Source organism: Amphritea sp. HPY (assembly GCF_050870985.1).
In the GTDB taxonomy this organism is placed as follows: domain Bacteria; phylum Pseudomonadota; class Gammaproteobacteria; order Pseudomonadales; family Balneatricaceae; genus Amphritea.
Window position 1 is genome coordinate 1,111,651 of sequence record NZ_CP194015.1, and the last position, 13,087, is coordinate 1,124,737.

Here is a 13,087-nt window from a genome sequence, read left to right on the forward strand (position 1 = left end):
TTGAATCAGATTTTTAAAGCCGGCAATTATGCCGGTTTTTTTGTGCGCTTTGATTACTATAATCAGTTTTTAAGCTGCGAATATAAAGACGCATCGGGTGTTGAATTGCCAGTCAGCAGTGGCTGTAATGGTTGTTAGGAAGGTGTAGTAATATGTTGGTTGGTTGGTTGGTTTAAAAATACGATAAAAATAAGATATAAAAAAGCCGGCATAATTGCCGGCTTTTTTGTTTCTGGCAGGGCTTGTTAGCCTGCTGCAGAATCATCACCTGTTGCTTGCTGCTGGTTCGCTCCCCGAGGATCATTTGGGGCGCGGCGCTGGCGGCGAGCGCGTGGTGCAGCAGCACCTTCCGGTGGTGCAGTAGGTGCCGGTGCGCGTGGTGCACGTGCGGCCATTACCGGTTGCTCCGAAGAGGTGCTGGCTTGGCGCGCCGGACGATTGCGAACGCGACGACCGCCGCTGCGAACTGGCTGCTCTGCAGGAGGCTGTTCAGTGGTTTCTGCTTCGGGTGCTGGAGCTGCAGTTTCTTCAGCAGTTTCTGCCTCCGGTGCTGCGGCGACTGTTTCTTCAGCAGTTTCTGCTTCCGGCGCGGCTGCTTCAGTAACTGCTTCAGTAACTGCTTCAGTAACTACAGCTTCTTCAGCGGCTTCTGCTTTCGGTGCAGTAGTTTCAGTAGCGGCAGTTTCTTCAGCTGTTTCTACTTTCGGTGCGGCAGCTTCAGTAACAATAGCTTCTTCAGCGGCTTGAGCTTCCGGTGTGGCTGCTTCAGTAGCTGCTTCAACAGCTACAGCTTCTTCAGCGGCTTCTGCTTCCGGTGCGGTAGCTTCAGTAACGGCAGTTTCTTCAGCTGTTTCTGCTTTCGGTGCGGTAGCTTCGGTAATTACAGCTTCTTTAGCTGTTTCTGCTTCCTGTGGTGCAGCTTCAGTAGCTACGGCATCTTCAGCTTTCGGCACTGCAGTTTCTGGTGCCGCCTCAGTAGAGTTAGTCGCGCTTTCTTCGCTGCGTTCCTGGGCTGGCTTGCGACCACCACGAGAGCGGCGCTGACGACGAGGCTTACGAGGCTTCTCTTCGCTATCAGGCTTTGCGGCTTCTGCAGGCTGTTCAGCGGTTTGAGCTGTTGCTTTATCGGAGGCTTGCTCAGCAGGCTTTTGAGCTGTTGTCGCTTCAGCAGCTTGTTCGGCATTTACAGCTTCTTCAGTTAGCGCGTTATCAGTAACAACGGCTTCGCTGCCGGTGCGACGTGCGCTGCGCTCACCGCGACGGCGACGACCGCGACGACGCTCGCCACGAGCGCGGCCGTCATCGGTCTGTTCAGTTTCCTGAGCAGGTTCGCTGCTTTTAACTTCCAGTTCGGCGCTGCTTTGCTGATCACGAGCTTTCTGATCGCGCTCGGTTCCACGGCGGCGATTTCGGGAGCGGCCGCGGCGGGAATCGTCAGATTTAGCTTCACTCTGTTCCGCGGAATCGCGGGGTTTTCTGCGGCTGTCGTCCTTTGCTTCTGCCTCTTTGCGGCTGTCGCTGTCTTTGCGCTCGCTGTCACGTCCACGGCCGCGGTTGCGGCGGTTGCTGGAGCGCTTCCGGGAGCGAGGTTTTGGCTTTTCCTCTTCCGGCTCCTGTTGTTTCTGTTGCTTCTGCTCTTCCGGCTTAGCGTCATCGGAGCTGCCAAACAGGCTGCTCAGAGCGCTCATGATGCGGCTGCCTAATGATGCTTCTTTTGCGGCAGCCTGAGGTTTTGCTTCAGCAGTAGTTGGTGCAACGACTGGTGCGGAGGTCGGAGCAGGGGTAGCTGGTGCAACGGTGCTGACTGCGGCCTTTTCACGAGCGGGCTGTGTTTTGGTTGCTTCCTGCTCGTCGATTGGTTCGGGTTCAGGCTGTAAAGTGTAGCTGGCATCGTTGGTGTTGATTACGGTGTGGTCGTCACGCAGGCGTACAACTTCGTAATGCGGTGTTTCCATATTTGGATTTGGCACGATGACTACACGAACATCGTGGCGCAGTTCAACTTCGTGTACCTCGCGACGCTTTTCGTTAAGTAGGAAAGTCGCTACGGATACCGGCAGTATTGCACGAATCTGTGCGGTACGATCTTTAGAGGATTCCTCTTCGATCAGGCGCAGGATAGACAGTGCCAGAGATTCAGTGTCACGCACAGTGCCCTGGCCATTACAACGTGGGCAGACTGCACCGCGGCTTTCAATTAGTGATGGGCGCAGGCGCTGGCGAGACATTTCCAGCAGGCCAAAACGAGAGATGCGGCCAAGCTGTACTCGTGCGCGGTCAAGCTTAAGGGCGTCGCGCATACGATTTTCAACTTCACGCTGATTTTTAATCGGCGTCATGTCGATGAAGTCGATTACGATCAGGCCGCCGATATCCCGCAGGCGAAGCTGGCGACCAATCTCGTCGGCGGCTTCCAGGTTGGTGTTGAGTGCGGTTTCTTCGATATCGCTACCGCGGGTGGCGCGGGCGGAGTTGATGTCGATTGAGACCAGTGCCTCGGTCGGATCAATAACGATTGATCCGCCGGAAGGTAGCTGTACTTCACGCTGGAAAGCTGTCTCGATCTGGCTCTCGATCTGGAACCGGTTAAACAGAGGGATCGGTTCCTGGTAAAGTTTGATCTTATTTTGGTAGCTTGGCATGACCTGCTGAACAAAGTTCAGGGCGTCCTGGTATACGTCCTGGCTATCGATAAGCACTTCACCGATATCCTGGCGCAGGTAATCGCGGATGGCGCGGATGACGACATTGCTTTCCTGATAGATCAGGAAGGGAGCCTTACGCTCGCCGGATGCGCCTTTGATCGCATCCCAGAGGGTCATCAGGTAGTCCAGATCCCATTGCAGTTCTTCCGAGCTGCGGCCGACGCCGGCGGTACGGATGATGACACCGGTTTTCGGCGGCAGGGTGACGCCGTCCATTGCTTCTTTTAGTTGCTTGCGGTCGTCGCCTTCGATGCGGCGTGAGATACCGCCGGCCCGAGGGTTGTTTGGCATCAGTACCAGATAGCGGCCAGCCAGGCTGATAAAGGTTGTCAGGGCAGCGCCTTTGTTACCGCGCTCCTCTTTATCGACCTGAACGATTACTTCCGTGCCTTCTGCAAGTACTTCACGAATATTAGGGCGGCCGCCCTTGTCGGAGCCTTTGATGAAGTATTCTCGGGAGATCTCTTTCATCGGCAGGAAGCCGTGGCGATCAGAGCCGTAGTCAACAAAAGCCGCTTCAAGGCTTGGTTCTACGCGGGTAATTTTGCCCTTATAGATGTTGGCTTTTTTCTGTTCACGGGAACCTGATTCGATATCCAGGTCATACATGCGCTGGCCATCGACCAGAGCAACGCGCAACTCTTCAGATTGAGTTGCGTTAATTAGCATTCTTTTCATTATGTTAGCGTTCTCTCATAACACTAACGCATCTCATCCATGGGCTTAACCTTAATAGACAGGAAATATCCTGCTACGAGGTCCAGTCTTCGTAACGACTCATGGTTCTGTTTTAGCCTGGCCGTTTAATTTAAACCGGTCAGGTCTTATCGACGGTGGAGGAAACAGCAGCCTCTATCATTATTTCGTGATCTGGCTGTGGCTGCCTGAATCCAGGCAGGTTCCGGGCTGCTGACATCTCCACCTCCGACTGGTATTGCAGTTATTACTGCACCAGCAGGATGAAATACGTAGTAATTCTATTCTGTTGTATTAAGCTGGACGGGCGATCTTCAACCGTAAAACCGCATTATTTATATTACAGACGGCAAATTTATCGGGAATCTATAAATTAGCTAGAGCCAACTGCCCGCAGCAGCGCTAGAATATAGCAGCTATTATTCACAGCATCAATTGAAAGCGTCCTTATCTTATTAATATGACAGAAAAAAATACAGGTACACTCCGTGCTGTTCAGTGGTTTGAAATTGATCCTGAACTGGCCGGTCAACGAATCGATAATTTTCTTCGCACCAAGCTCAAAGGTGCGCCTAAAACGTTGATTTACAGGATTCTGCGCAAAGGAGAAGTGCGGGTTAACAAGAAGCGTATTAAGCCTGACTATCGCTTGCAGGGAGGGGATCTGGTCCGGGTACCGCCGATTCGTCTGAATGATGAAAAACAGCCGCCTAAAGCCAGCGTCAATCTGGTTGAGTTGATTGAGAAGTCTATCATCTTCGAAGACAGTGATCTGATCGTGCTCAATAAGCCTTCGGGTCTTGCTGTGCATGGCGGTAGCGGTATAAGTCTGGGGCTTATCGAAACAGCCCGACAGATGCGTCCGGAGGTTAAATTCCTTGAGTTGGTACATCGTCTCGACCGGGATACCTCGGGTTGTATCATGATCGCGAAGAAGCGAAGTGCGCTGCGTTTTCTGCATGAAGCACTACGCAGCAAGAAAATTACCAAAATCTATCATGCTCTGGTGGAGGGAAAGTGGTCTGCGCGCAAAACCAAAGTGGATGCGCCACTGCAAAAAAATGAACTTAAATCCGGTGAGCGGATCGTAAAAGCGCATCCTATGGGCAAGCCTTCCCTGACCGAGTTTAAGGTGTTGCAGCGTTTCGGTTCTTGGCTCACTCTGGTTGAAGCGCGTCCGATAACCGGCCGAACTCATCAGATCCGGGTACACTCGCAGTTTGCTGGCCATCCGATCATTGGCGATGAAAAATACGGCACTGATGAGGCAAACCGGGAGATGCGAGGGTTTGGTATTAAACGTTTGTTTTTGCACGCTGCCGAACTTAGAGTGCCGATGCCGTCCGGGGGGCGTCAAATTTTTAAGGCGCCTTTGGGCAATGAACTCGAATCGGGTTTGAAAAAGCTTAAGCAGCAGTTAGAAAAAGAATTCCAGGATTAAAATAGTAACGTTTGTGTAAGGCGTATTTAATGAGCCAGTTAGTCAGTATCGAACAGTATAATTCTCTAGCCGATGGTTTACTGCAGCAAGGTGTTTCCCCTTCTTTGACTCAGATGGCGGACGCGTTACTTTGTGATCCGTCCGAACTTAATGATTTGCATGAGAAGTGGTGGCAGTTGTTGCCGCAGCGGTTGCAGCTCAGTGGTGCTGAGTCAGTGGTTATTCAGGGAATGCCTGAATCGCTGAGTAAAAGCTTTCAGTCATTGTGGGCTCAGGCGGTGCAGGAAGCTCATGCATCCATTCTGCATGATAAAAAATACCAGGATCTCGCTAGTGAGGAATCCCGCAAACATTCGGAGACTGAGCTTAAACGTGCCCATGATTCTCAGGCTGAGTTAGAAACCAGCTTCAGGGAGCTTCGTCATAAGTTGGAGGAAGAGCAGAGCCATGTTCAGGCGCTTGATGCCGAAATCTCGGTGTTGAAAATCAATCTCGCGACGGCAACGACCGAATGTAAAGGCGAAGAACAGCGTCGGTTGAATCTGGAGCAGGAGATGGTTCTGCTGCAGAAAAAACTGGAGGACTCTAAACGCACTTTCGATCAGCGGGTAATCGAAGAGCAGCGTCATAGTCTGGAGCAGGTTGCCAAAGCAGAGGCTGATGTTCGTTACTACCGTAACGGGCTGGAAAAATTGCGTGATGAATCGGGCCGCAAAGATTCTGCGCTGACCAAAGATGTGCACAATCTGCAGGCGTTAGTTGCTAAGAAAGACGTTAAGCTCGATACCCATAAGAACCAGATTAAGACGCTGGAAGCTGAGCTGAAACGATTTAAATCTGAAGGTAGTCACAGTAGTCGTGAGCGTTCTAAGCTGATGGGTAACCTGCTGGCTGAGCAAAATAAAAATAAGCGTCTGGAAGACAAAGTTAAGATGCTTGGCGAAGATTCTAAATCCCAGACCCAGAAGCTTATGGCCAGCGCAAATGAAGCGGCGCGGCGGGAAAGTGTCTTACGGGGTCAGTTGAAAGATATGGATGAGGATCTGATGCGCTCCAATGCCCGTTTTTCCGGTTTGGAAAAGCGAATTACTTCGCAGGATGAAGAGATCCGCAGGCTTAAGTCCCGGGTTTGATGATGCTTTGTTGTGCGGCAGTTTTGATCTAAGTCCCTCTTTGGGCTAATCGACTATTTAATTGCCAAGAATACAATGTATTATAATCAAAAGTTATTAGCAGATATTTTTTGAGTTTGATGGAGATATAAATGAAACTGCAGCAGCTTCGTTACATCTGGGAAGTGGCCAGACATGACCTGAATGTTTCAGCGACCGCGCAGAGTCTTTATACCTCGCAGCCGGGAATCAGTAAGCAGATTCGTTTGCTGGAGGATGAACTTGGTGTCGAGGTTTTTGCCCGCAGTGGTAAACATCTTACCCGTGTTACTCCAGCCGGAGAGGCTATTCTCGAGGTTGCCGGGGATATACTGCGTAAAGTTGAAAGCATTAAGCAAGTGGCCCAGGAGTTCAGCGATGAAAAAATGGGTTCGCTGGATGTCGCCACTACCCATACGCAGGCTCGCTATGCATTGCCGGTGACAATCAACAGCTTTATGCAGGATTACCCGGATGTTTCTCTGCATATGCATCAGGGTACGCCGATGCAGATTGCAGAGATGGCGGCAGACGGTTCTGTAGATTTCGCAATTGCAACCGAAGCGATGTCACATTTCAATGATCTGGTGATGATGCCTTGCTACCGCTGGAATCGTTCGGTGGTGGTACCAAAGGACCATCCGCTGGCTCAGGTTTCGAAGCTGACATTGCAGGATGTAGCGAATTATCCGATCGTAACCTATGTATTCGGTTTTACCGGTCGTTCTAAGTTGGATGATGCGTTTAACCGGGAGGGGCTGGATCCGAAGGTTGTCTTTACTGCAGTAGATTCTGATGTGATCAAGACCTACGTCAGACTTGGTCTGGGTGTCGGAATTATCGCCAGTATGGCCTTCGAGGAAGAGATGGACCGTGATCTGGTGCGTCTGGATGCCAGCCATCTGTTCGAATACAGTACGACTAAAATCGGTTTCCGCAAAGGAACCTTTTTGCGTGGTTATATGTATGATTTTATTCAGAAATTTGCGCCGCATCTTACTCCTGAAGTAGTTAAGCAGGTGCAGGCATGCGGCAACCGGGCAGAGATTGAAGAGATATTTGCGAACCAGGCGCTGCCGGATTTGTGATGAATTGAGTTAGTAAAAAAAGCCTCTTTAGAGGCTTTTTTTGTGTCTGTTGGATGATCGTGGTGATTGAGTGGAGGGGCTATTGAACAGAGAGCAGGGTTTTGGTCTCAGATTTCTGGTGAGGCGGGAGGATGCAGGTAGGCTGTTGGGTTTTCTCCGTCCGCGTATTGTCGAGGCGCATGGCAGCCAGCTCTCTTTGTTGTTCAATGGTGGTCATGTGACCGTTGATGGCCGACTGGCAAGGCCGGAAGATACAATTGTCGCGGGGAGTGAGGTTGAGCTCTTTCTTCCTGATCATAACGAACAGCCTGTAGCTACTAACTGGCAGGTACTATGGGGAAATGATGAGTTGCTGGCGGTTTTTAAGCCGCACATGTTGCCGGTCAGCCGTACTACGCGTAATTTGTACAACACGTTGATCTCACTGGTACGGCGGGAGACGCCTTATGAGGATGCCCGGTTGCTGCATCGGCTGGATACTGAAACCGCTGGTGTTATCTTGTTGGCGAAGAATCGGGCGGCTGATCAGAAGTGGAAGCCCCGGCTGGATCAGCTTATTGTGCGGAAAATTTATCATGCCTGGGTTACTGGTAGGCCTGACTGGCAGGAAAGGCTCTATGAATGTTTTCTGTCAGAGAAACCTGGGAGTCTTATTAGAAGTCAGGTATATGTTGTACCGACTAATGAATCTAAGCTTTATTTGAAGCCTCGCTACAGCAAAACCGCTTTCAGGGTTCTATATAGCGAATCAGGAAGAGCTTTGGTTGAGTGCGAGTTGTATACCGGTCGTAAGCATCAGATACGTGCGCAGCTGGCTAGTCTGGGGCATCCTCTTATAGGAGATAAGCTGTACGCCCATGATGGTCATTTCTACCTGAAACGGATCGATCATGGGTTGACTCAGGCTGATTATGAATCGCTTGGGGCTGAACACCACTTGTTGGAAGCGGTGCAGTGTGTGATTAATCCGGAAGGTAAAGAGGTAATAATCAACTCTAAACCGACTAACGAAAGTGAATCTCCCGAGCAGCCCTTTAAGAAGGTTTGTCTGCTAAGCTCGTAGGTTTACTCCCTGCCTGCTAGTTGGCTATACCGTTTAGTTAAAAGCAGCCATTAGCTTTCTGTAACTGTTGCAGCGATCCTCGAAGTCATAAGTTACGTTAACCAGCATCAGTTCCTCTGCGCTATATTGCAGTGCCAGAGCTTCTAATTGTTCCCTGCATTGTGCCGCAGAACCACTAACTACTGTATTCAGAGTCTCCTGATAGTAGGCCTGATCAGAAGGAGAGAGTTTGTGGTACAGATCCAGAGCCTGTTCCGGGCTGCGGATATGTTCCCGGATGCCGTGCCTGAACGCCATTACTTTCCAATACATATTAGGTGCGGCAAGATAGGCGGCTTCCTCCTTGCTATCAGCACATAAGCAGGCAACAGAGAGGATAGTCTGTGGGGTTTCAGGGCCTTTGCCGTTAGCGCGGAAGCGATCTCTATAGCGCTGAAAAATTTCTGCAGACCGGTCATGGGTGCCAATAAACAGGGCAAGTACAAAGCCGAGTCCCAGTTCTGCTGCAAGGTCTGTGCTGCCGCTGCTTGATCCCAGCGTCCAGAGTTGTGGTGCGGCTGTTCCCATAGGGGTTGCATTGATGCCGTAGTAAGGGTGGTCAGCTGTCAGGTTATCGTAAATAAAACCGCTAAGATCACTCAGCAGGTGGGGGTAAATATCAGCCTGATTCGGCCGGTTGGGAAAAGCTAAAGCTCTGCTGGTTGTGTCCGTTCCTCCGGGAGCCCGGCCTACACCCAGATCGATCCTGCCCGGATTCAAGGCTTCCAGTGTACGAAATACTTCGGCTACTTTGAGCGGGCTGTAGTGGGATAACATGACCCCGCCGCTGCCGACACGGATATTGTTTGTGTTCTGGGCGATGTGAGATATCAATATTTCAGGGCAGGAACTTGAATAGCTGGCGGTATCGTGATGTTCGGCAATCCAGAAACGGTGATAACCGAGATCATCGCAAAGCTTGGCTAGCTTAGTTGCGTAGTGCAGGCCTTCAGTCTGTGACTGGCCGTTATGGGCTGGAGCCTGATCAACAACACTTAGCTTGAGATTCATAGCTGCTCCTCTGGTTGGTAATCGTTAGATATCTGTGTGGTCTGGTAGTGTTTGATAGCAAACAGGGCGATCTCTTTGTCTTGCATGGCGCTGCCCCCGGATATGCCGATACCACCGATTAGCGGCTTTTGTTCTGAATTAGGTTGGTGGCCAGCTTTAAAAATAGGCTCGCCACCGGCAAACAGAATCAGCCCGTTATTGGTTTCGGCAAAACCATGCAGCTGCTGCTCGCTGACCAGTTGGCCAAGGGCATCGGTAGGGGTACCAAAAAAGACTGCGCTGCGAGCCTTTTTGTGGGCTACATCTATCGATCCGAGAGGGGCGTTATCCATGCGTTGGAATGCGACCTGGTTGGCTCCGTTGTCGACTATTGAGATGTTAACTGCAACCTGGAGTTGCGTGGCGCATTGCAGTGCTGCCCGGATCAGGTTCTGGCTGATTATCTGGAGCATTTCTAAACCTCAATATTCTGTTTTTTTAAGCGATAAGCCAGTGTGGGTCGGGTCATCCCGAGTAGCCGGGCAGCTTCTGAAACGTTGTTTTCGGCGCGGTGCATGGCGTGTTTAAGTACCGCTTGCTCAATCTGTTCCATTGAGCCCAGCTGATTGATTGCATCATCAATCCAGAGTGTATTTGCATTCGTTTCAGAGTCATTCTCTGCTGGGGCGCTGCTATCCATTAACAGGCCGGTGCCGGAGATGGTTTGGCTATTCAGATTAATGTTCAGGCTTGGGAATAGGTATTTAGCGTCAATGGTTTCGCCGTTCTCAGCTAAAATAAGACCCCGTTCGATGACGTTTTCCAGTTCCCGGACGTTGCCGGGCCAGGCGTAATTAAGTACCGCTTTCATCGCCAGATCAGACAGTCCCAATGTTTTTCGGTTATAAAAAGCGTGGTATTTCTTCAGGAAGTGCTCGATCAGAAGAGGGATATCTTCACGGCGTTCGCGCAGTGGTGGAATATTGATTGGATAGACATTAAGGCGATAGTACAGATCGGCGCGGAATCGCCCCTCTTCGACGGCCTCCAGCAAGGCCTCATTGGTTGCAGCGATAACCCGGACATCGATTTTACGGGTCTGGTTGTCGCCCACCCTTTCCAGCTCGCTCTCCTGCAGTACGCGAAGCAACGTTGCCTGGGCGCGCGGTGAGAGCTCAATCACCTCATCAAGGAAGATTGTGCCTCTGTCAGCGCGCTCAAAACGACCCGGGCGGGAGTGAGTTGCGCCGGTATAGGCGCCTTTTTCGACACCAAATAGTTCTGCTTCAATCAGGTCCGGAGGGATGGCGGCACAGTTTACGGCGATAAAGCTCTGTTCGGCACGATCGCTGTTTTGGTGAATACCTTTGGCAACAAGTTCTTTACCAACGCCGGTCTCTCCCAGCAGTAGAACTGTAACTTTGCCAGGAGATGCTTTATTGGCCAGTCTGCAGACCTGTTGAAAGCCTTCGGACTTGCCGAGAAAGTTGCCCAGACTGGTGGTGTCATCGATACGATCCCGCAGTACCGATATCTGATCCTGTAATTGATACAGCTCTTCAATGATCGGGGTGCTTTTGAAGTACTCCCGGTAAGTTTGGTAGTCGCTCCATTCTTCAGCAGGGCGGCCTTCAAATAAACAGATATCATCGCCACAGCCGCGACATTTAACTTCCTTAAACAGAATCTCCCGACCTAATAGTTCAGAAGCAAAGCTGCTGGCGTGTCCTACCAGTGCCCAGCATGATGGGCCGTCGATTAAGCCGATATCCGATATAAACATCTCCGCTTCGTAAGAGTCGTGCATTTGCAGTTTGGCGTGAAAGTGTCCTGTAGCAATATCTATCTCAAGGGATTTTTCTTCGACCCGGACCGAACCTTTAAGCGAGTGCAGCTGAAAACCGGTACGAAACAGCTCTTCTGGTGTGATATCGCCGGATAGTCTGCGCACAAGTTCTGCATCTTTCTGACCCAGGCTATAGCCCAGGCGCATGAAGAAGCCTTTTGCTCGTTCCAGTCCGACTGTAAGGATCTGTTCTTTACGGAAATTGGCGAGTGATGCCAGCTGCATCAATAGCATCCGTTGTTCACCAAACCAGACTGTACCGTCGCTCTTCTGAAAGCGTACTTGTTGCGCAAGCTGATCGATGTCTGGCGGGAGGCTCTGGTCTGGCTGTGACATAAGGTTCATTGGGCGCACTCTGGATTTTATTGTAGTAATGAAATCATCATATATGATTGCGTATATAAAACTTACGTCGCTCTGTGTAATATTAAATCCCATAATTGGGATTTGATTATTGAAAAGCTTTTGGGGTGATATGAATTATCAGAACTTGTTTGTTTTTCTAAAGGTGATTGAGCGGGGCAGTTTTCTCGGTGCGTCAGAGTTGCTGGCTATGCCGACATCGACGGTAAGCCGCAAAGTGATGCAGTTGGAGCAGGATGTCGGTTATAAGCTGATGCATCGTAGTGCCCGTAAAATCGTAATGACTGAGGCTGGAGAGAAGTTTTATAACCGTTGTCAGCCCTTATTTACAGAGCTTGAACATACCGCATCCCAGTTGGATGATGAGCTGGCTGATCCTTCAGGGGTGTTAAGGGTTACAGCACCGGTGAGTCTGACGAACGATCTGCTGGCGGAATGGTTTTTTCAATTTATGGAGCGCTTTCCCCGAATTCAGCTGGAGCTGATGGTGGTGAACCGCAATATTGATCTGGTGGAGGAAGGGGTCGATGTGGCGTTTCGGGTGGGTGATATCCGGTTGCAGAACTGGATTTCAAGACCGCTGATGGAATCTACATTTAGCGTTTGTGCCAGTGAGGATTACCTGAGTCGAAGGGGGGAGCCCGATCATCCTGATGAGCTTTACCGGCACACGCTGATTGTGCCGCGAAGAACTCCGGTGTGGTTCTTCAGTGGGCCGGATAAACAGCAAATTAAGATTGAGTGTGATGCGCGGTTGAAAGTAGACGAGCTCAATCTGGCTGCTCGTGCTGCAGAAGCGGGCCTTGGGATTGTTAATTTACCGGATTATGTAGTTAGAAAATCGATCGCAGCAGGGAATTTGCAGAGGCTTTTGCCCGACTGGCAGCCGCGCCCCCGCCAAGTGCATATGTTGTATCCTGAGCGAAAGTATATTCCGGGCAAGGTGCGTCTGTTTATTGAGTTTATTATGGCAAAAGTCGACCAGCTGAAGGTCGATCATCCAGAATAGGTTTGTCAGGCGGAGGCTATGTTCAGCGCTTTGATTTTATCTTCCGCTTCGTAGAAGTGTGGCCAGTACTTTTTTACCACCTCGCCTGAAGTATCGAAGGTATGGCAGGTATTAAGAGTGTGGGGTCTGTTTTCTCCTGTGGACCAGTTTTCCCGATCTTCACGTTCCTGATGGGTTGCCTGGAAGGCGGTCGTGGCGACAGGGCCGAGTAGTTCGAGCAGATGAGTGCAGCCATTTATGCCGCCGAACAGCTCTTTAGATTTTTTGGTAAAGCCGGGTGCTATCTGTATGCCGATCAGCTGCTTATACGCATCGGCAATCGCAGGGCAGATCCTGAAAGGGGTGTAATCCATGCTGGCAACAGCATCGATAATGTTCAGGTCAAGATCGATAGTCAGCCGTATTGAAAGTTGGTGAATCGGTTCGCCCGGAGGCACTGTGCCATCGTTGCGTTCCCGTATAGCGATCGATTTCGCTTTAATATCAGTCAGGTGACCTTCTATGTCCCATAAGCTATCTGCGCGTTTAAAGCCTTTGCAGGTGACTGTCCGGGTATGCTGGTCGGTACGTTCAGCGGGTGGAGGTAAGGGCATCGTATTCGGGTCTTCTATCTGTACAAATGGGTAATGCAGAAAAGTGCTAAAACAGAAAGGGTGATCGCTGTCTTCAGCTTTCACCCTTGTTTTAGTTGAGCTT

10 protein-coding genes are annotated in these 13,087 nt (G+C 50.6%); 5 read left to right on the plus strand and 5 right to left on the minus strand.

Annotated elements, in window-relative coordinates; translation table 11 throughout:
• Positions 1 to 245: 245 nt before the first annotated feature.
• Positions 246 to 3,383 (minus strand): ribonuclease E, encoded by a 3,138-nt coding sequence (gene rne / locus ACQUQM_RS04880; RefSeq protein WP_432473364.1) that lies wholly within the window; start codon positions 3,381 to 3,383, stop codon positions 246 to 248.
• Between the two features lie 478 nt (positions 3,384 to 3,861).
• Between rne and rluC the strand changes: the two genes are divergently transcribed.
• From rluC to ACQUQM_RS04900, 4 genes are all read left to right on the plus strand, one after another.
• Positions 3,862 to 4,842, plus strand: coding sequence for a 23S rRNA pseudouridine(955/2504/2580) synthase RluC (gene rluC, locus ACQUQM_RS04885; RefSeq protein ID WP_432473365.1), 981 nt, complete (start codon positions 3,862 to 3,864; stop codon positions 4,840 to 4,842).
• A gap of 29 nt (positions 4,843 to 4,871) precedes the next feature.
• Positions 4,872 to 5,975 carry a DNA-binding protein gene (locus ACQUQM_RS04890; RefSeq protein ID WP_432473366.1) on the plus strand — a complete coding sequence of 368 codons (1,104 nt, stop codon included), beginning with the start codon at positions 4,872 to 4,874 and terminating at the stop codon, positions 5,973 to 5,975.
• A 131-nt stretch (positions 5,976 to 6,106) separates the two neighbouring features.
• Positions 6,107 to 7,081 carry an HTH-type transcriptional regulator CysB gene (cysB, locus tag ACQUQM_RS04895; protein WP_432473367.1) on the plus strand — a complete coding sequence of 325 codons (975 nt, stop codon included), beginning with the start codon at positions 6,107 to 6,109 and terminating at the stop codon, positions 7,079 to 7,081.
• Positions 7,082 to 7,163: 82 nt separating this feature from the next.
• On the plus strand, positions 7,164 to 8,144 hold the full coding sequence (locus ACQUQM_RS04900; protein ID WP_432473368.1) for an RluA family pseudouridine synthase: 981 nt from the start codon (positions 7,164 to 7,166) through the stop codon (positions 8,142 to 8,144).
• A gap of 33 nt (positions 8,145 to 8,177) precedes the next feature.
• On the opposite strand, the gene ACQUQM_RS04905 is transcribed toward ACQUQM_RS04900, so the two are convergent.
• Genes ACQUQM_RS04905 through ACQUQM_RS04915 form a run of 3 tightly spaced genes read right to left on the minus strand, consistent with a single transcriptional unit; the run spans position 8,178 to position 11,355 of the window.
• Positions 8,178 to 9,194: an LLM class flavin-dependent oxidoreductase gene (locus ACQUQM_RS04905; protein ID WP_432473369.1), complete on the minus strand. Its 1,017-nt coding sequence runs from the start codon at positions 9,192 to 9,194 to the stop codon at positions 8,178 to 8,180.
• Positions 9,191 to 9,646 (minus strand): GlcG/HbpS family heme-binding protein, encoded by a 456-nt coding sequence (locus ACQUQM_RS04910; RefSeq protein ID WP_432473370.1) that lies wholly within the window; start codon positions 9,644 to 9,646, stop codon positions 9,191 to 9,193. Before ACQUQM_RS04910 ends, ACQUQM_RS04905 begins: the two co-directional genes overlap by 4 nt.
• 2 nt (positions 9,647 to 9,648) lie before the next feature.
• A complete protein-coding gene (locus tag ACQUQM_RS04915) occupies positions 9,649 to 11,355 on the minus strand; it encodes a sigma 54-interacting transcriptional regulator (RefSeq protein WP_432473371.1) in 1,707 nt (568 codons plus the stop codon).
• Between the two features lie 139 nt (positions 11,356 to 11,494).
• Between ACQUQM_RS04915 and ACQUQM_RS04920 the strand changes: the two genes are divergently transcribed.
• Positions 11,495 to 12,391, plus strand: a complete 897-nt coding sequence (locus ACQUQM_RS04920) for a LysR family transcriptional regulator (RefSeq protein WP_432473372.1) — start codon at positions 11,495 to 11,497, stop codon at positions 12,389 to 12,391.
• A 5-nt stretch (positions 12,392 to 12,396) separates the two neighbouring features.
• Here the strand turns inward: ACQUQM_RS04920 and ACQUQM_RS04925 are convergent, their stop codons facing one another.
• The gene (locus tag ACQUQM_RS04925; RefSeq protein ID WP_432473373.1) at positions 12,397 to 12,984 is read right to left on the minus strand and encodes a DUF2889 domain-containing protein; all 588 of its coding nucleotides are present in this window, start codon (positions 12,982 to 12,984) and stop codon (positions 12,397 to 12,399) included.
• Positions 12,985 to 13,087 lie beyond the last annotated feature (103 nt).